Raw genomic sequence first — 17,555 nt, forward strand, 5'->3', positions numbered from 1 at the left:
TTTCCATTTACTAGACGTTTTATCCATATTAATTCTTTTCCAATCGGTTTATTCAGCTTTGTCCATCATGCCTGGCACAAAAGTCGAAATCTGCCATTCAACTCCAAACTGATCAACAACCTTTCCATATAATGGGCTCCAAAATGTTTCTTCGAGCGGCATCGATATCTTCCCATCTACTTTCAATTGGTCGAAAACCTCACGAGTTTCATCTTTTGTTTCATAGACTAAAGTGACAGATATGTTATTGCCTTGCTGATAACCAGCTTCGCCTTCAAGCGGGTTATCAGAAAACATCAAATAACTTCCATTTGTAAGCTGCAATGTTGCATTCATCACTTTATTTTGTATTTCATCAGGCAGTATGGGGTTATCTGGGTGTTGTGGCATATCCTTGAATTTGCTGATATCTAAAATCTCTGCTTTAAAAACTTTTGCATAAAAGCTCAATGCCTCTTCTGCATTACCATTAAATAATAAATACGGATAAGAATCAATTAACATACGGAGCCCTTCTTTCTTTATCTATTTAACAGCTTAAGAATAAAGTATTTCATTGCTGTGGTCAAAGAAAGCGTTTCAAAATCAACGAATTCTTAAAACAGAGTATATTAAAGATCAAGCTAGATGTAACTAATAACCTACCCCAACCGATTTTATCATGAGTGAACTAATTAAAGCATAATCTGATAAATTATCTATCTTAACTTACTTTCAGATCATTGCGTATCCTGAATATTTTTATTGAACCACTCTAAAAGGTTTGGTTTGTCTGTTTTTATTTGTTGTTGGATGATTCCAGGTAAACGCAATTCAATGATGTCCTTGTAGCTCCAGAAATCATACCCGTTCTCAATGATAAGGATTGTTGTATTCTGTTTGCGGTGATGTTCCATTATTCGATCTTCGGTTTCTTTTTTAAATTCTAGCTCGGCTGTACCGCTGTTCACCCATTTTTGTGCTACATGAAATTTGATAGCTAAATATTCGTTAACGGGATTGGCTTTAACTTCTGGAAAAAATGTAGCGTTTCGGCAAACTTTTTGTACCAGCATCCATTCGTATTCAGTAAACAACCGAGAAATCTTTTCCATATTTTCAGGTTTCAGTCCTTGGTTGCCTTTTTTCCAGCGGTCCCAACTTTGTGGTGTGATGCCTAATTGAGCGGTGTAAAAAGCTTTTTCGCTAACGTATTGCTCCTTTATAGCTCCTAAAACAATTTCTACTAATGCTTCATGCATGTTCATCATTCCCCTTCCAATTAATGAATAATTTTAAATAAGTGCTACCTTTATTTTACACCTATTACGTTAACTTTCAAATTGTATGCCTATACTTTTATCTTTTATTAGAAAAAGAAAATCAAACTACTTTCCTCGTTCCCACAACTGTTTTTCAATGGTAAAATAGCTTTGATAACGTTTAAATAAATTTCAGGAGGCTTTCCATGAAAAAGTTAAATTGGGGAATTTTAGGTTTAGGACAAATTGCAAATGAATTTGCTGAAACATTCAATGTTGATAATGCCGTACTTTATGCTGCGGGTTCACGAAATATTAAAAAAGCAGCTGCATTTGCTGAAACACACGGAATCAAAAAATCATATGGCTCATACGAAGAATTATTAGCTGATCCATCCATTGATGTTGTTTATATTGCTACACCGCATAGCCATCATGCTGATTTGATCTTGAAAAGTTTAGAACACGGCAAACACGTTTTATCCGAAAAAGCTATTACGATGAATAATAATCAGTTAGCGCAAGCTATGAAATTAGCTGAAGAAAAAAATCTTATTGTATCTGAGGCAATGGTTATTTACCACATGCCGCTTTACCATAAGCTAAAAGAAATCGCTCAAGAAGGATCACTTGGTAAATTAAAAATGATCCAAGTCTCTTTTGGAAGTTTAAAAGAAGAAGATCCAACAAACCGCTTTTTCAATAAAGATCTTGCTGGTGGGGCTTTACTGGATATCGGAATTTATGCCTTATCTTTTACCCGCTTTTTCTTGACTAGCCAACCACATGAAATTCACACGACCATGAATTTTTACGAAACAGGTGTGGATGAGCAATCGGGTATTCTATTAAAAAATGACCATGATGAACTAGCTGCCATTACGCTTACCTTTAGAGCTAAAATGCCTAAAATAGGAATCGTTGCATTTGAGAATGGTTTTTTCACAGTCAATGATTTCCCACGTGCAGAAAAAGCGACGTTAACCCGTCCAGATGGTTCAGTAGAAACGATTGAAGCTGGCGATACAAAACAAGCTATGAATTATGAAATAGCCGATATTACTAATCTAATTTTATCAAATCGCCCAGATCCTTCACTTACCCTTACCCATGATGTAATGGAAATTATGGATACATTGAGAACCAAATGGGGCCTTCATTACGATTTCGAATAAATTTGCAAAAAAAAGCCAAGGCTAAGTCCTATGTTACAGAGACTTATCCTTAGCTTTTTATTTTTTTATTGTTTCTCTTACTGGATCGTTCAACAATCTCATTTCCTTTTAGACTTGCCAAGCTCCATTAGAATTCTATTCTAAGTTAGTTGAATCAAGCTAGTTGCCCTTACTCAGATGAAAATTGGTTCTGAGTCCATCGAATTAAGGTTTGTTACGCCCTATTTAAACAGACCTACGATAGCATCCCATATTTGGCTAAAGAAGTTGCCGACTTTATCTACTAATCCACTATCTTCAGCTTGTTGCAGAGCGTCGCCAAATTTATCTTGAACGGTATTGGACAAGTTCTTCAACTGTTCTTTTACTTCAGCAGAATCAATTGCACTTGTTTGTTGGTATTTTTCAAATAAAGCCATCAATTGATCAATTTGGTCTTGCGTAACTGCATTTTTCAAGTTATTTTTTTCTAACGCTTCATTAATAATGCGTTCAACATCTTCCTTTGTAGCCAACTCACCTTGTTGTTCTTTCAAATCAGCTAAGCTTTGTTTAATATCAATGATTGCTTGATCAAATTTGGCTGTATCAAATTCTTCATTTCCATTATTTTCTTGTGCAATCTCATTGGTTGTTTCTAATTCCTCTTGCGCTACTTCCATACGTTCTTGGTCTAATTCTTCCCCATTAACGTCAAAAGCTTTATAAATACCTGTTAAGGCACTTTCTCCCGTAACCTTGCTGACACTTGCTACTTCGATTTTCACATCATTTACTCCTGCAGTAATGGCTGCATTTGCATATTGGTCTTGTGTAATTTGACTGATATTTTCTGGAGTGACAATTTCAACATCGACACCTTCTCCAGTGTCTTGTTTCTGTACCAATACGGATGAAATCATGCTAGATGTATTTCCTGATCCTTCACCTAAATAATTGATCAAGTCTTGACCTGTCACACTTCCGACAGCTACATTTTCTGGATTTTTAATATTTAATAACTCTTCTGTTTCAGTTATTTGGCTTTCAGATAATCCTCCGCCATAGATAAAAGTAGGTTTTCCCCATTTTTCATCTACAACTGTTGTATCGATTCCACTTGTGGTTGCGCTGGCAGATTGCGGCAAGACCGCTACTGTCGCTCCCATCAAACTCATTGTTGTTAAAGCCGTTAAACTCATTTTTTTTAATTGATTCATTTTAAAATCCTCCATCACACGTTTTTTATTGTTTGGTCCATTCTTTCTTAACCTCAGTATACCCAATTCTTATTAAGAAAAAACTAAGCTTTTTAATTAATCCATTTATCAAAAAAATGACTCAGGATATTTCTATCCCAAATCATTCACCCCAAACTATGTGCAAGCCTTACCCCTCCAAAGCAATTTAATGAAATGATGTAAATTAAATAATTGCTATTCAAAAAATTGTTAGGTTAACTGCTTATGTGATTACTATGTACCTTTAGAATAACAAACTCTTATAAGGTTGTCCAAGCAAAAATTAATATTTTCTTAAAAAATCTAAAAAAGCTATCTGAACGGTTTTTAAAACAACTTGTTTCCAGACTAGTTTCAGTAATAAGTAGCTTATTCTTAGTCTTTTCACACCTATTCCAATTTAAATTCTATATGGACAAATTTTTGTCACTTTTAAAATTTTATTTAAAGTGAACCGCCTTTATTAAGTGTTTAATTTCGCTTCATAGCTTTCTATGTCACAATGCAATTTTTACCCGCACTTTTAACTTGGCACAGTTTCTTTTTCTTTAAAACAGTTGAACTTCATTAATGACATACTTTTTCCATTTTATTGCTTTTCTTTTTCTGAATCAAAATTTTTGCGTTCAATTGTCCCCCAATTTTTACTGCCTTTATTGTAATTAAAGAAAGCTTTTACTCTCCACCATACAGTTAATTGACGGTAATAAAATTGTTCCAAAATGCTTACTGCGAACAACACTAAAATATCTTTTAAACTACCATATCGTTTATATGATATCTCTTCAAATAAAATAGCGGAGTATGAAAATAAGATACCCATTAAACAAGTTAACAAAAAGATGAAAATAACAGATGAAGAGAAAATACCAAGATAAATGGCAAAAGCCATTACAATATAGCCAATCATTTCAATAACAGGTCCTAACAACTCAACCAGAAAGAAGTATGGCATAGAAGCTAAACCGATAATTCCATATTTAGGTCGACCAATCATTTCTTTATGTCTATTTAAAGAATCAAACAGTCCTCTATGCCATCTTATCCGCTGACTTTCTAATCCTTTATAACTATCTGGCGCTTGTGTCCAACACACCGCATCGGAAGCAAAATCAATATGATAAGGTTCACCAGACTGACGAAACCCCTTATGCAGTCTTAGAATCAGTTCCATATCCTCACCAATGGTCTTCTCAAATCCTCCAACATCTACTACAGCGGATTTTTTAAACAAGCCGAAAGCTCCTGAAATAATTATCAATGCGTTATATTGTTGCCAACCGATACGACTTGTTAAAAAAGCTCGAAAGTATTCGATCACTTGGAATCGTTCGATCATTTTTCTAGGGATCTTCGTTTGAACGATTTGCCCATTTTTTATTTCACTTCCATTTGCAATACGGACCATTCCACCAACTGCAACTGTTTCTTCATGTTTAAGAAAAGGCGAAACAATACGTAATAATGCGTCTTTTTCAATTATACAGTCTGCATCAATTGCACAAAACAAAGGAAAAACAGAAGTATTAATACCTGCGTTTAAGGCATCTGCTTAAACCAACGTAGATACTCTTCTTTTGTGATAGCTAGCTCTCCCGAAAATGTACCAGGTTTAGCTGCTCCCATGTTGACACCTGTTAAAAATGTCGATTTCCATTCACCATCTTTATAAATCGCCGATTGTAAAATTAAGCTAGACAAATAAAAAAGCCATTCGTGGTACACTCAAAATGTATTTCCGACCAAAGAAAACATAGGAGTGATCACGAATGACCTACACCCATCTTACCACTGAAGAACTTGTAATGATAGAAGCTTATTTCCATCAAAAAATTTCTGTTTTGAAAATTGCCACCTACATTGGCCGTTCACGTCAGACGATTCATAACGTAGTTACTTTCCTAAGGAAAGGTTACACGGCTCTTGATTACTTTAAACAATACAAAGAAAATAAGAAGCGCTGCAGTAGACATCCTATTACCTTACCCAATGACCAACAAGAATATATTCAAAAGATGGTTGCTCAAGGATGGACTCCAGATGTGATTATTGGTCGTGCAGAAAGGTTCATCGCTTGTTCCTCACGCACCTTGTACCGACAGTTCAAACAAGGGCTCTTTGATCAAACAACTCTTCCTATGAAAGGAAAACGTAAACCAAACGGTCATAAAGAAAAACGAGGGAAACAAGCTTTCAAAAGAAATATATCTGAAAGATTAACGGATTATCCACAATTTGAAGACGAGTTTGGTCATCTAGAAGGAGACACTATTGTTGGCATTCATCATAAAAGTGCTGTAATCACATTGGTTGAACGGATTTCAAAAGCCATTATTACTTTGAAGCCCAATGGGCGTAAAGCACAAGATGTTGAAGAAGCCATAAACAACTGGTTCCAATGTATTCCAAGAAATCTCTTCAAATCCATTACGTTTGATTGTGGAAAAGAGTTTTCCAACTGGAAAACCATTAGTAATCTAAATGATGTTGCTATTTACTTTGCTGATCCAGGAACTCCATCCCAGCGAGCTTTAAACGAGCATTCTAATGGACTGCTTCGAAAAGACGGTTTACCGAAAGAAATGGATTTTAACCAAGTTGATCAATCTTTTGTCTCTGCAGTCGCTTCAGTAAGAAATCAGATCCCAAGAAAATCTTTACAGTATCTGACACCGTTAGAAGTATTTTTAAATTACATTAATGAGTGGGAACTGTCTAACTTAATTTGACAAACGATAAATATAAAAATCTTTCCCCTCAACCTTTGCTACATAAGAAAGACCATTTTCAGATATATGAACATTTTTTCCTGGTTGACCCATAAAAAAAACACCTCCTCCAATACCTATCAAAACAACTGCTAATCCAACGATCAGCCACCCTTTTTTCATTTAGAAATCCCCTTTTATTATTTATCTATTTCATTTGATTTTGTGTTCTCAATTATGTATAAAAAAGCAACTATTTCATTACTATAACCGAAAGCCAACTTTTAGGATAGAAAATTCTAAATTTATTTGAATCTTAATTGTTCATTAGTGTCCACTCCTATCCTAACACTAAGAAAAAAGCCAATCAATCCCAAAAATTAATTCTAATTTTTGGGATTGATTGGCTTTTTTTCAACTTTATTTCAACGCTATTCCACTACTATTCAGCTTTTTTCCTTCTTTATAAATTGCTGAACTAACCGTATAGCCACTTGTCGTTAAGATTTCTTTAATTGCGCTTGTATCTGGACTATCCATTTGGATAATCACTTGTGTGAAATTGTCTTTTCGATAAACAGCTATTTGATGAATACTGATTTGAGCTTCTGCTAAAATATTAGTAATATCTTCCAGAATTCCTGGTTGATCTTCTGGAATATCGATCACAATACGGCTGCCTTTATTGTTGTACCCCATAATGTCAATAAAAGCACTAAAGATATCTTTATCCGTAATGATACCGACAATTTTATTTTCCTCTTCTACTACCGGCAAGACACCTATTTCTTGGTCTCTCATACGAGCAGCAGCTTCTTCCAATAAATCATCTGCTTGAATAGTAAGAACCTTTTTTTGCATGATATCGCCAACTTTAGTTTTAGTTAACAAATAGTTCATCTCATGGATACTCAGGCTCGTTGCTGTAGAAGGGGAATTTTCTTGAATAATTTCTTGTGTAATTAACCCAATCATTCGTCCATTTCTCACTACAGGCAACCTGTGAAAATCATTTTCTTTCATAATATCAAGCGCCTCTAAAACTTTGGTCTCTTCTGTAACGGTCACGACAGTTGCAGTCATATAACTTTTTACGTCCATTTCTTAACCTCCCAAATATGCTTTTTGCACTTCGTCACTTGCTAATAGCTCTTTTCCTGTACCGGTTTGTACAACTTTTCCAGTTTCTAAAACATATCCACGATGCGCAATTTCTAACGCTACTTTTGCGTTTTGCTCAATCAATAATACCGTCGTTCCTTGTTTATTGATCATTTGGATGATATTAAAAATTTCTTTAATGAACAAAGGTGCTAATCCCATTGAAGGCTCGTCCAGTAACAATAATTTTGGCCTAGACATCAATGCTCGGCCCATGGCAACCATTTGTTGTTCCCCACCAGAAAGAGTGGCCGTATCTTGTTTTTTACGTTCTTCCAAAACAGGAAAACGGTCAAATACCATTTTCAAATCTTTTTGTATTTCACTTTTATCTTTTCTAAGGAAAGCTCCCATTTCTAAATTCTCCATGACAGTCATTCCTTTAAAGACATGGCGTCCTTCCGGAACTTGAGAAATACCTAGCTGAACGATTTTACGCGTTGATTCTTTCTGGATGGGTTGGTCTTTAAACAAGATTTCACCTGATTTTGGACGATGTAAACCAGAAATCGCTTTTAGAACCGTTGATTTCCCCGCACCATTAGCACCAATCAATGAAACAATTTCACCTTCATTCACTTCAAAGTTGATTTCTTTAGTCGCTTGAATGACTCCATAATAAACAGATAGATCTTTTACTTTTAACATGTCTACTCACCACCTAAATATGCTTTAATAACGGCTTCATTGGTTTTGATCTCATCAGGTGTTCCATGAGCGATCATTCTGCCATATTCTAATACGTAAATGCGTTCACATACATCCATAACTAATGACATATCGTGCTCGATTAACAAAATCGTGATTTTGAATTCTTTTTGGATTTGGCGAATCAAAGAGGTCAGACTAGCTGTTTCTTGAGGGTTCATTCCGGCCGCCGGTTCATCTAAAAATAAGATTTTTGGTTTAGTGGCCAATGCACGAACGATTTCTAAGCGTCTTTGTTCCCCATACGGCAAGTTTTTTGCTAACTCAGCTACTTTTGTTTCTAAATTAAACAGCTTTAACAATTCAAGAGCTTCAATGCGCATTTTTTCTTCAGCTGCATAATATGCAGGCGTTCTAAAGATGCTAGCAATTGTGCCGACTTTATTTTTTTCATGCATCCCAATCAAAACATTTTCTAATACAGTCAAATCTTTAAATAAACGAATATTTTGAAACGTTCTACCTAATCCCATAGAAGTGATGGCATACGTTTTTTGCTTGATCAAGGATGTTTTCTTGCCGTCTACTTCGAGGTCAATAACTCCTTCAGTTGGTTCATATACACCTGTTAATAAGTTGAATAGCGTGGTTTTCCCTGCCCCATTAGGACCAATCAACCCCACTAATTCATTATCTTCCAATTGCATATTTACCATAGAGACAGCAGATAGCCCACCAAAGTTTTTGGTCAATTGTTTAACTTCTAATAAGCTCATTCTGCTTCACCCTCTTTCATAGATTTCTTTTTGTTTTTACGATCTAATAATCCAGAGATCGTAAATTCTTTTGTTCCTAATAATCCAGAAGGTCTAAAGACCATGATTGCAACTAGAGCAACTGAATAAATAATCATTCTCAGTTGTCCAAAAGGCTGCAAATAAACATTCAAAATGCCTAATACGATAGCTGCAACAACACTTCCGGTCATACTTCCTAATCCGCCAAAAACAACAATGATTAAAATATCAACAGATTTCATAAAAGTAAAATCTGCCGGACGGATAACGCTGAAATAAGAAGCATGTAATCCACCTGCTATTGCTGCAGAAGCTGCTCCTAAAACAAACGCAATGATTTTATATTTTGTTGTATTGATTCCCATAGATTCAGCTGCAATTTCATCTTCTCGAATAGAAATCGTTGCTCTTCCAGGACTGCTTTTGATGTAATTCATGATCACAATCAAAGAAATTACGATAAAAGCAAACGTAATCTGCCAATTTGCAATAAATGGGATGCCGCTTAACCCAGCCGCTCCATTTGTAATATCATTCATATTCAAGATTACGATCCGGATAATTTCGGCTACTCCTAAAGTAGCGATGGCTAAATAATCCCCTTTTAGTCTTAATGTAGGGATTCCAACTAATAAAGCTACTAGACTGGCTATAGCGATTCCTAATAAGAGTCCTCCCATAAGGCCTAACACAGTTGGATATTTAATACTGATAACTCCGGTACAATAAGCACCGATAGCCATAAATCCTGCATGTCCTAAGGAAAATTGACCTGAAAAGCCAATAATTAAATTCAAACCCGTTGCTAAAATGACATTAATCAAAATCGTCATCAATGTTATTTCATAAAAAGCATTAATAATACCAGTGGCTGTTCCTACTTGAATGAGGATATAGATGGCTGCAATAAAAATGAGCCAACCGAAGTTTTTCTTATTGAATTGTTTCATTCTTATCACCTACACTTTCTCTTTTACATTTTTGCCAAGCAATCCGGATGGTTTGAAGATAAGGATAATAATTAGAATCAAGTAAACCACTGCATCTTTGATTAATGAACCGCCATATCCACTGACTAGTGTTTCAATGATTCCAATAGCAAATCCCCCGAACATAGCCCCTGGTATAATTCCAATCCCACCTAGTACAGCGGCAATAAAGGCTTTTAATCCTGGAGCATAACCCATCATTGGTTCGATTGAATTGTAATACAATCCTACTAAAACGCCGGCTGCTCCTGCTAATGAAGAACCAAGTGCAAACGTAAATGAAATGACATTATCGACATTGATTCCCATTAAACGAGCTGCATCTGCATCTGTACTGACTGCTCGCATCGCTTTGCCCATTTTTGTTTTTTGAACAATGAGTTGCAGAGCTAACATTAAAATGATAGTTGTAGCAAAAATCATGATCTGTGTCTGACTGACTTGTAATCCGGCAAATTCATATACTTTATTCTTAATCACTTGTGGAAAAGCTCTGGTTTCTGAACCAACTAAGTAAATCATGCCATTTTGCAGTAAATAGGACATACCGATTGCTGTAATCAAAGCAGCCACACGTGTTGCATTACGCAAAGGTTTATAGGCGATTCGTTCAATTGCTACTCCCAAAATGGCACAAAAAACCATGGACAGAATCAACGCCGGAAAAAAACTGAGCTGCAAAGTATTGATTGCTGTATAACCAACAAATGCACCTACCATATAGATATCTCCATGAGCAAAATTAATCAATTTGATAATGCCATAAACCATGGTGTAACCTAATGCTATCAAGGCGTAAATACTTCCTAAAGAAAGTCCGTTAATCAGTTGTTGTAAAAATGCTTCCATAAAATGGCACCTCTTTTCATTTTTAAATACTAAAAGGTGCTAAGCAAGAACTTGCTTTGCACCTTTTTAGTTTAACAGGTCATTAAGGTGTAACTTCAGTATTTCCTACTTCTACACCATCTTGTAATTCAATAACTAAAGTTGATTTGACAGGATTGTGATTTTCATCAAATGAGAATGTACCCGTCACGCCATCAAATTCAGTAATGTCTTCAAGAGCTTTTGTCAGTGCTTTTGGTGTTGTATCGTCAGCTGCTTCAATTGCTTGAGCTACAAGATAAACGGTATCATATGCAAGAGCAGCAAACATATCTGGGTCTACATCATATTCAGCTTTATATGCAGCAATAAATTCTTTCACTTGAGCATCTTCACTGTTTGGTGAGTAGTGAGCTGAATAATAAACATCATCAACATTGTCAACCCCTGCCAATTCAAGTAATGCTTCGTTCCCAAAACCATCTGCACCTAATATCGGTTGCGTGATTCCCATTTCACGAGCTTGTTTGATAATCAATCCTGCTTGATTGTAGTAGCCAGGTAAGAATATGAAATCAAAATCAAGATCTTTTATACGTGTTAAGATTGCACTGAAATCAGTGTCATCAGCAGTAAAATTTTCTTCTGCAACGATTTCTCCATCAAATTTTCCTTCAAACGCCTTGGTTAAACCCAATGCGTAATCACTTGAGCTATCGCCAATGACTAAGGCTTTTTTAGCTCCTAATTCATTTGTAGCAAATTCGGCTAAAGCAATCCCTTGAAATGAATCTTGGAATGATGTCCGGAAAATATTTGGTTGAACTTTGCCATTTTCATCAATTGTCAAACTGTCATCTGTTCCAGAAGGAGTGACTAAACTTACACCTGCTCTTGTAACAGCTGGCGTGGAAGCTTTTACCGCTCCAGTCGTTGCGGGTCCTACAATAATAGATACTTCATCTTGCGTAGCTAGTTTTGTTGCAATACTAGCTGCTTCAGTATTATCTGATTTTGTATCGTATTCAACTAAATCAATTTTTTTATCTAAAATGCCACCATTGTCATTAATTTCTTTAACAGCTAACTTTACTGCATTTGCTTCCGCAGTACCGTACGCTGAAACCTCACCTGTTTTTTCAAACATTGAACCTATTTTGATTTCGTCTGCATTGCTGCCACTTCCAGCACCACATGCTGTAGCCAATAGCGAAAGAGCTGCAACTCCCATTACCAATCTTTTTTTCATTTTCTTTTCCCCCAATTTACGCTATTGCGTTAGTTAATAAAAAACAATTCCGCCTATCCAATCATTAAAATTAGATAACAAAATGATTTATTAATAATTAGTATAGAATATTCTGAATATTTAATCAATGGTAATCTGAAGTTATTTAAAAAAACATTCTCTCATCGTTTATAAAAACAAAAAAGGATGGAATAGTTCTCCACCCTTTTTTGCCTATTCAGCACTTTCATTCACCTTTTTGTTGCTCATAAAAATCTTTTTTTATTTGAATAAACCTCGTAAAATCATTTAAAAGCACAAATAAAGCTGCCCGATTTTCAAATTCAGCTCGTGTTTTAGGCAAATCACTCATTCTAAAATCCGTTAACAGCGATTCAATATCTTCGGTTAAATCTAATACGGGATTGCTTTCATGAAGTTGATCAGCCGTCCGTTGGAACAACTGAGCCAATATTTCATTTTGCTTGGTTGGTAAAGAACATACGCTGATATCCATCGACATTTCTGCCAGTATTTTAGCTTGCTGTTGCCGCATGTCGATATACTGAATGATATAATCATCGTATTGACTTAATAATTGATTATTGGATTCCATATAAGCCACTTTTTCTGCTGTTTTTAAGTCTTTTGAAAGTTCTTTTATCAAAAGCTCGCCTTTTTCATTTGAACTCCCATTTTTTAATACCAAAGAAAAGTTCATTAAAACATGTCTCATTTTTTCTTCAATTTCACCTCTTAGTTTTACTAATTGCTTTTCTTTTGAAGGCATGTACCAATTAAATAAGATAGCAATTCCCACACCAATCACCATCAATAAAAGTTCATTTGTGAGCCAAGTAATAGAGGTACTTTGTTCTAGTAACAAATGAGAAACCAGTACGGAACATGGAGCTATTCCTACTTCTACATTGAGTTTATATGCTAGAGGAATATAAACGAGAAGATATAAACCAAAAACAATTGTATTAAATCCAAGCAATTGAAAGAGAATCGTTGCTATCCCTAAGGCTAACACCGTTGATCCCACACGTTGAATCGCTATCGTAACCGATGATTTTTTTGTGTCTAATACACTTAATATAGCCACAACTCCTGCTGAAACACTATATTCTAATTGAAATGCCTGAGCGATTAAAATTGCAATAGTTGTCGCAAAGGCTATTTTTATTGCTCGTAAAGAGACCGTCATGTTTACACTCCTTTGGTATAATCCTTAAATCAATAGTACCTTACTTCTATCAAAACTAAAAATTTTTCTTTGCATTTTATTTACTTATCCCTATTATTAATACTAGACACATTGAATCTAAAAACTAAACAATTACACACAGAAAGTGATGGATATAGATGAAAATTGGCAATTATCGCATAGGCATGCGTACATTAAAAACAGGTATAGCAGTAGGATTATGTATTCTTTTATTCCATCTGCTTGATAGGGAACCCCCTATGATTGCCGCTTTAGCAGCTGTCTTTGGTTTGCGTGAAGATTGGCAGACCAGTTTAGAATTTGGGAAAACCAGAATCTTCGGCAATTCCATTGGAGCTATTTTTGCTGCTATTCTCATTTTGCTCCAACAACTCATCGGCTTGGATTTTTTAATTGAATTGTTTGGCGTTCCTCTTGGCATCATTCTGATTATTGTATTTTGTGACCGAATTAATTACAATTCTGGAATTATCGGAGCTAGCGCAGCTTTTTTAATTATTTATTTTAGCATCCCAACTAACGAGACTGTGCTTTATGCTTTGGCTCGAGTTTTGGATACCTTTATCGGAACGTTTATTGCTATCGCAGTTAACCGTCTCATTCCTGGTGGACCGAAACCAACTGATACGTTGCAACCTTAATGGTTTAAACTACTTTTCCCAAAAAATAAGAGGCGGCCATTTCAATTTTGGATTCCTCTTATTTTCTTTGTGCTTTTCTCTGCAAATGTCGTATAGAAGGGCTCTAATTCAATTTTCTCGGCCTTTTTATAGAGAAAAAAATAAAGCAATCTGTTCTTAAGAAATAAAGAAACAGATTGCTTTATTTTTTTTTCTACGGAGATAAACGAGACACTTCGTATCCTTTTAGCTGTGATCCGCATCCTTTTAGTTGAGCTGCGTTCGACAGGCTCTCGGAAAAAACAGAATCTCTACAAGGATGGAACATCCTCTGCGAGATTCTTTATTTTTCTGTCAAGCCTTGACGTCGAACTTCGCATCCTATATTAATCTACTGATTTTAAAGCTTCGATCATGTCTACATTTTTGAGTTTGAAATGCATAGCGATCATAACTATTCCTGAGAAGACAAGAGTTATGATTGCTGAGTAAAGATAGCTCAATGGTTGAATAGTTGGGCTGAACATGAGGAGATCGATTTCGGCTGTATCTAATACGAAGCTGTGTAGCAAGACTCCTAATAGCGATCCAACAACGATTCCCATTAAAGTAAGAATAATATTTTCACGATAAATATACATGGTCACTTCTTTATCGAAAAAGCCTAATACTTTAATAGTAGACAATTCTCTTTCGCGTTCAGAAACATTGATATTGGTTAAGTTATATAGCACCACAAAAGCTAATAATCCAGCTGAAACGATTAGTACCAATGTTACAATTCCTAAACTTCCCATCGTTTCTTCAAATGCTTTACTGACGTCACTACTAAAATTGACCAATAAGACACTTGGCTGTTCTGTCAATGTAGCTCCTAATGATTCTTCATCTACTTTGCCTTCACCATAGTTCAACATTTCAGTTGTGTATTCTGGTGATTTTCCAAACGTAGTTTCATAATAGTCTTTGTTCATATACACATAATGACCAGTATAATTTTCAACGATTTCTTTTATAACAACTTCAGCTTCTTTATTATCAGTATCAGTCAAAGTCAAAGTATCTCCTTTTTCCACGTCAATTAAATCGGCTAATTTCTCACTGATGATTACTCCTTCTTCAGGCAAAGAATACGTTTGACCAGAAGTGCGGTCGTTTAAGAGAACATAATTTTCAAATTTTTCTGTTGTTGCAGGTGCAAACACAGTTACAGTTTGTGTGTTAACTCCTTCAACATCGACTGTATAACTTTCTTGACTAACTTTCAAAGATTCATCAATAACTGGTTGATTGGCTACTACCTCATCATAGTCTGATTTTTCAGCATCGCTTGCATCTGTATTTAGAGCAACGATGGCATCATATTTCATGATTTTTCCATATTGCAAATCAGCCACATCTGAAATAGAATCTGATATACCGAATCCAGTTAAAATCAAAGCTGTACATCCTGCAACACCTAGAACCGTCATCAGCATACGTTGTTTGTAACGGAAAAGATTCCGTGCAGTTACTTTTTGAATGAAGCCAAAATTATTCCAAATAAACGGAATACGTTCTAATAAAATACGTTTCCCAATCTTGGGTGCTTTTGGACGCATCAACGTAGCTGGTGTACTTTTTAAAGCCACTCGTGTCGCAAGGTAAGCTGACATAACGGTACATAACAAAGCCACAATTAGAGAAATAACAGCGTAACTAAGGTAATACGTAACACGAACGGACGGTAAATTATACATTGACCCATACGCGTTAAAGATAACATTAGGGAACACTTGATACCCAACAATTAAACCAATAATGGTGCCTAATAAACTGGCTACTGAAGCGTATACTAAGAATTTTTTAGAAATATCCCAATTAGAATATCCTAATGCCTTTAATGTTCCAATTTGCAAGCGTTCTTCTTCTACCATGCGTGTCATAGTGGTCAAACAAACTAATGCAGCAATCAAGAAAAAGAATACGGGAAAGACTTGTGCAATTGCTGATATGCGGTCTGCATTATCGCTAAATTCGCTATAACCAGGATTCGTTGAACGATCTAGTACGTAATACTCAGGCAGTTCTAACGCTTCTAAGTCTTTCTTTGCTTCAACAAGTTCGGCTTCACCATCTGCAATTTCTTTTTCAGCATCAGCTGATTTTGTTTCAAACTCGGCCAATGCTGTTTCATAATCAGCTTGTCCAGATGTTATTTTTTCAAGCGCAGCAGCTAGTTCAGCTTCGCCGTTTGCTTTTTCTTGATTTAATTGCTCTTGACCCTCAACTAATTGGGATTCTCCATTAGCAAGCGTTGTTTTTGCCGCTTGGATATCTGCTAAACCTTGAGCCATTTTTGTTTCATTAGTTGTTAGTTCAGCATCTGTTGCAGCCATTTTCGCTCGTGTTTCTTCAAAATTAGCAGATATTTCGTTTAGCGCTGCTGAAACCGTGCTGTTTGGAACAACTCCGGCAAAGTAACCCGTAAAGGCTTCTCCCAGTGAAGAATCAACAGCTGCAGCTGCTTGAGTGATGCTCGTTTGACTTTCAACGGGTACACTTTCAATCGGAACCGCTAAAATAGCTCTCGCATTTTCAACAAAAGATTCTCCATTAGCTAAAGATTGTTCTGCAGTTACTTTTTGTGCTTCAAAATTATTGCGGGCATCAATAAGCTGCGTTTGGGCTGCTTTTAAATCTGCTTCCTTTGTAGCTAATTCGGCTTTTCCAGCATCTAATTCTTGGCGTTTTTGATCGATTGTGGCTTGGGCGTTAGCTGTTTGCGTTTCTAAAGTCGCTTTGCCTTCAGCATAATCAGTACGTCCTTGATCCAATGTAGCTTTAGCATCGTCTAATTTTTTTTGTCCATCTGCTAATTGTTGCTTGGCATCATCGATTTCAGCTTGCCCGTCATCAATTTTCGCTTGCGCTTCTGAACGAATTTCGGCTAAGCGTTCTTCTGGTCTTTGTTCAACTACTTTTTCGATTTGTTCCATCTGATTTTCAACATTGTCCTCATACTCTGGCGAATAAGAAACAAGTGAATCATTCTGTTTAAAAGACAGATACGCTTCTGTATAGAACTCTAACGTAAAATCTTCTTTGGGGATAACCGCAAATCCATCAACGGTTCCTTTTCCCACTGTACTGGTTCCTCTTGCAGAATTTTCAATATACTGCGGACTGTTCACAAAACCAACCACTTTAAAAGTTGTTGTAGCAAACGAATCTTCTAAATTGGTTTCTTCTTCTTCTGAAGAAAGCGTGACTGTATCACCAATTTTGTAAGCACTAGTCATACTGCTCTTATTATCTAAAGCAATTTCACCAGTTTTTTCTGGCAAACGTCCCGATTTCACAACGTAATCATTTTGTGTGGTTTCTTCAGTCAAAGAGTAGCTTACTAATTTGGCAACCAAACTGCTATTTCCTAAAATAACATCTTGACTGTAACTCATGGTTACATCTGCGCCTTCGATGCTTTCTAAGGCTTTTTTATCATCGTCATTTAGTCCGTATGTAGACACCACTTTTGTATCCATCAGGTTCGTTTTGTTATAATACTGATTTGCGGTATCAATCATATCAGGACCAGTCGCTTTAATTCCAGCGAAAAAGGCAACTCCTAATGTGATGATGATAAAAATAGATAGAAATCGTGTTTTTGATTTCCCCATCTCTTTAAAGATGTCTTTCCATAGTGCTTTCTTTTTCACTTTTATTCCCC

At 35.9% G+C, this 17,555-nt stretch carries 17 protein-coding genes; 3 read left to right on the forward strand and 14 right to left on the reverse strand.

Annotation, left to right across the window (positions count from 1 at the left end; translation table 11 throughout):
• Nucleotides 1–48: 48 nt before the first annotated feature.
• Nucleotides 49–504: a VOC family protein gene (locus CAT7_RS00205; protein WP_007720627.1), complete on the reverse strand. Its 456-nt coding sequence runs from the start codon at nucleotides 502–504 to the stop codon at nucleotides 49–51.
• Between the two features lie 215 nt (nucleotides 505–719).
• Nucleotides 720–1,241 carry a hypothetical protein gene (locus CAT7_RS00210; RefSeq protein ID WP_007720628.1) on the reverse strand — a complete coding sequence of 174 codons (522 nt, stop codon included), beginning with the start codon at nucleotides 1,239–1,241 and terminating at the stop codon, nucleotides 720–722.
• A 206-nt stretch (nucleotides 1,242–1,447) separates the two neighbouring features.
• On the opposite strand from CAT7_RS00210, the gene CAT7_RS00215 reads away from it, so the two are divergent.
• Nucleotides 1,448–2,416, forward strand: a complete 969-nt coding sequence (locus CAT7_RS00215) for a Gfo/Idh/MocA family protein (RefSeq protein WP_007720629.1) — start codon at nucleotides 1,448–1,450, stop codon at nucleotides 2,414–2,416.
• Between the two features lie 221 nt (nucleotides 2,417–2,637).
• On the opposite strand, the gene CAT7_RS00220 is transcribed toward CAT7_RS00215, so the two are convergent.
• From CAT7_RS00220 to CAT7_RS00230, 3 genes are all read right to left on the reverse strand, one after another.
• Complete coding sequence (locus tag CAT7_RS00220; RefSeq protein WP_007720630.1) at nucleotides 2,638–3,615, reverse strand: DUF1002 domain-containing protein; 978 nt, start codon at nucleotides 3,613–3,615, stop codon at nucleotides 2,638–2,640.
• A gap of 610 nt (nucleotides 3,616–4,225) precedes the next feature.
• Nucleotides 4,226–5,146, reverse strand: coding sequence for a glycosyltransferase family 2 protein (locus CAT7_RS00225; protein WP_007720631.1), 921 nt, complete (start codon nucleotides 5,144–5,146; stop codon nucleotides 4,226–4,228).
• A 29-nt stretch (nucleotides 5,147–5,175) separates the two neighbouring features.
• On the reverse strand, nucleotides 5,176–5,361 hold the full coding sequence (locus tag CAT7_RS00230) for a hypothetical protein (protein WP_007720632.1): 186 nt from the start codon (nucleotides 5,359–5,361) through the stop codon (nucleotides 5,176–5,178).
• Between the two features lie 44 nt (nucleotides 5,362–5,405).
• Here CAT7_RS00230 and CAT7_RS00235 point away from each other — a divergent pair, with 44 nt between their 5' ends.
• Nucleotides 5,406–6,365 carry an IS30 family transposase gene (locus CAT7_RS00235; RefSeq protein WP_007720633.1) on the forward strand — a complete coding sequence of 320 codons (960 nt, stop codon included), beginning with the start codon at nucleotides 5,406–5,408 and terminating at the stop codon, nucleotides 6,363–6,365.
• On the opposite strand, the gene CAT7_RS12230 is transcribed toward CAT7_RS00235, so the two are convergent.
• From CAT7_RS12230 to CAT7_RS00270, 8 genes are all read right to left on the reverse strand, one after another.
• Complete coding sequence (locus tag CAT7_RS12230; RefSeq protein ID WP_007720634.1) at nucleotides 6,357–6,527, reverse strand: hypothetical protein; 171 nt, start codon at nucleotides 6,525–6,527, stop codon at nucleotides 6,357–6,359. The two genes, CAT7_RS00235 and CAT7_RS12230, sit on opposite strands and share 9 nt — an antisense overlap.
• 237 nt (nucleotides 6,528–6,764) lie before the next feature.
• On the reverse strand, nucleotides 6,765–7,445 hold the full coding sequence (locus tag CAT7_RS00240) for a CBS and ACT domain-containing protein (RefSeq protein ID WP_007720635.1): 681 nt from the start codon (nucleotides 7,443–7,445) through the stop codon (nucleotides 6,765–6,767).
• A 3-nt stretch (nucleotides 7,446–7,448) separates the two neighbouring features.
• On the reverse strand, nucleotides 7,449–8,153 hold the full coding sequence (locus tag CAT7_RS00245; protein WP_007720636.1) for an ABC transporter ATP-binding protein: 705 nt from the start codon (nucleotides 8,151–8,153) through the stop codon (nucleotides 7,449–7,451).
• 2 nt (nucleotides 8,154–8,155) lie between these two features.
• Entirely contained in the window at nucleotides 8,156–8,929 is a 774-nt protein-coding gene (locus CAT7_RS00250; protein ID WP_007720637.1) for an ABC transporter ATP-binding protein, read from the reverse strand.
• Entirely contained in the window at nucleotides 8,926–9,900 is a 975-nt protein-coding gene (locus CAT7_RS00255; RefSeq protein WP_007720638.1) for a branched-chain amino acid ABC transporter permease, read from the reverse strand. The genes CAT7_RS00250 and CAT7_RS00255 overlap by 4 nt, the downstream gene beginning before the upstream one ends.
• Nucleotides 9,901–9,909: 9 nt before the next feature.
• Nucleotides 9,910–10,788, reverse strand: a complete 879-nt coding sequence (locus CAT7_RS00260; RefSeq protein WP_007720639.1) for a branched-chain amino acid ABC transporter permease — start codon at nucleotides 10,786–10,788, stop codon at nucleotides 9,910–9,912.
• An 82-nt stretch (nucleotides 10,789–10,870) separates the two neighbouring features.
• The gene (locus CAT7_RS00265) at nucleotides 10,871–12,016 is read right to left on the reverse strand and encodes an ABC transporter substrate-binding protein (protein ID WP_007720640.1); all 1,146 of its coding nucleotides are present in this window, start codon (nucleotides 12,014–12,016) and stop codon (nucleotides 10,871–10,873) included.
• A 226-nt stretch (nucleotides 12,017–12,242) separates the two neighbouring features.
• On the reverse strand, nucleotides 12,243–13,205 hold the full coding sequence (locus CAT7_RS00270) for an aromatic acid exporter family protein (RefSeq protein WP_007720641.1): 963 nt from the start codon (nucleotides 13,203–13,205) through the stop codon (nucleotides 12,243–12,245).
• A 158-nt stretch (nucleotides 13,206–13,363) separates the two neighbouring features.
• On the opposite strand from CAT7_RS00270, the gene CAT7_RS00275 reads away from it, so the two are divergent.
• Nucleotides 13,364–13,867: an FUSC family protein gene (locus CAT7_RS00275; protein ID WP_007720642.1), complete on the forward strand. Its 504-nt coding sequence runs from the start codon at nucleotides 13,364–13,366 to the stop codon at nucleotides 13,865–13,867.
• A 365-nt stretch (nucleotides 13,868–14,232) separates the two neighbouring features.
• Here CAT7_RS00275 and CAT7_RS00280 read toward each other — a convergent pair whose 3' ends face one another.
• Entirely contained in the window at nucleotides 14,233–17,544 is a 3,312-nt protein-coding gene (locus CAT7_RS00280) for an FtsX-like permease family protein (protein WP_007720643.1), read from the reverse strand.
• Nucleotides 17,545–17,555 lie beyond the last annotated feature (11 nt).

Origin of the sequence: Carnobacterium sp. AT7 (assembly GCF_000171855.1) — a bacterium.
Classification (GTDB): Bacteria; Bacillota; Bacilli; order Lactobacillales; family Carnobacteriaceae; genus Carnobacterium_B; species Carnobacterium_B jeotgali.

Bases quoted from the DNA above. Each gene is read 5' to 3' on its own strand.
- CAT7_RS00210 (WP_007720628.1), bottom strand. From the start codon at position 1,241: ATGCATGAAGCATTAGTAGAAATTGTTTTAGGAGCTATAAAGGAGCAA.
- CAT7_RS00270 (WP_007720641.1), bottom strand. From the start codon at position 13,205: ATGACGGTCTCTTTACGAGCAATAAAAATAGCCTTTGCGACAACTATT.
- CAT7_RS00260 (WP_007720639.1), bottom strand. From the start codon at position 10,788: ATGGAAGCATTTTTACAACAACTGATTAACGGACTTTCTTTAGGAAGT.
- CAT7_RS00205 (WP_007720627.1), bottom strand. From the start codon at position 504: ATGTTAATTGATTCTTATCCGTATTTATTATTTAATGGTAATGCAGAA.
- CAT7_RS00245 (WP_007720636.1), bottom strand. From the start codon at position 8,153: ATGTTAAAAGTAAAAGATCTATCTGTTTATTATGGAGTCATTCAAGCG.
- CAT7_RS00215 (WP_007720629.1), top strand. From the start codon at position 1,448: ATGAAAAAGTTAAATTGGGGAATTTTAGGTTTAGGACAAATTGCAAAT.
- CAT7_RS00275 (WP_007720642.1), top strand. From the start codon at position 13,364: ATGAAAATTGGCAATTATCGCATAGGCATGCGTACATTAAAAACAGGT.
- CAT7_RS00250 (WP_007720637.1), bottom strand. From the start codon at position 8,929: ATGAGCTTATTAGAAGTTAAACAATTGACCAAAAACTTTGGTGGGCTA.
- CAT7_RS00255 (WP_007720638.1), bottom strand. From the start codon at position 9,900: ATGAAACAATTCAATAAGAAAAACTTCGGTTGGCTCATTTTTATTGCA.
- CAT7_RS00240 (WP_007720635.1), bottom strand. From the start codon at position 7,445: ATGGACGTAAAAAGTTATATGACTGCAACTGTCGTGACCGTTACAGAA.
- CAT7_RS12230 (WP_007720634.1), bottom strand. From the start codon at position 6,527: ATGAAAAAAGGGTGGCTGATCGTTGGATTAGCAGTTGTTTTGATAGGT.
- CAT7_RS00235 (WP_007720633.1), top strand. From the start codon at position 5,406: ATGACCTACACCCATCTTACCACTGAAGAACTTGTAATGATAGAAGCT.
- CAT7_RS00220 (WP_007720630.1), bottom strand. From the start codon at position 3,615: ATGAATCAATTAAAAAAAATGAGTTTAACGGCTTTAACAACAATGAGT.
- CAT7_RS00265 (WP_007720640.1), bottom strand. From the start codon at position 12,016: ATGAAAAAAAGATTGGTAATGGGAGTTGCAGCTCTTTCGCTATTGGCT.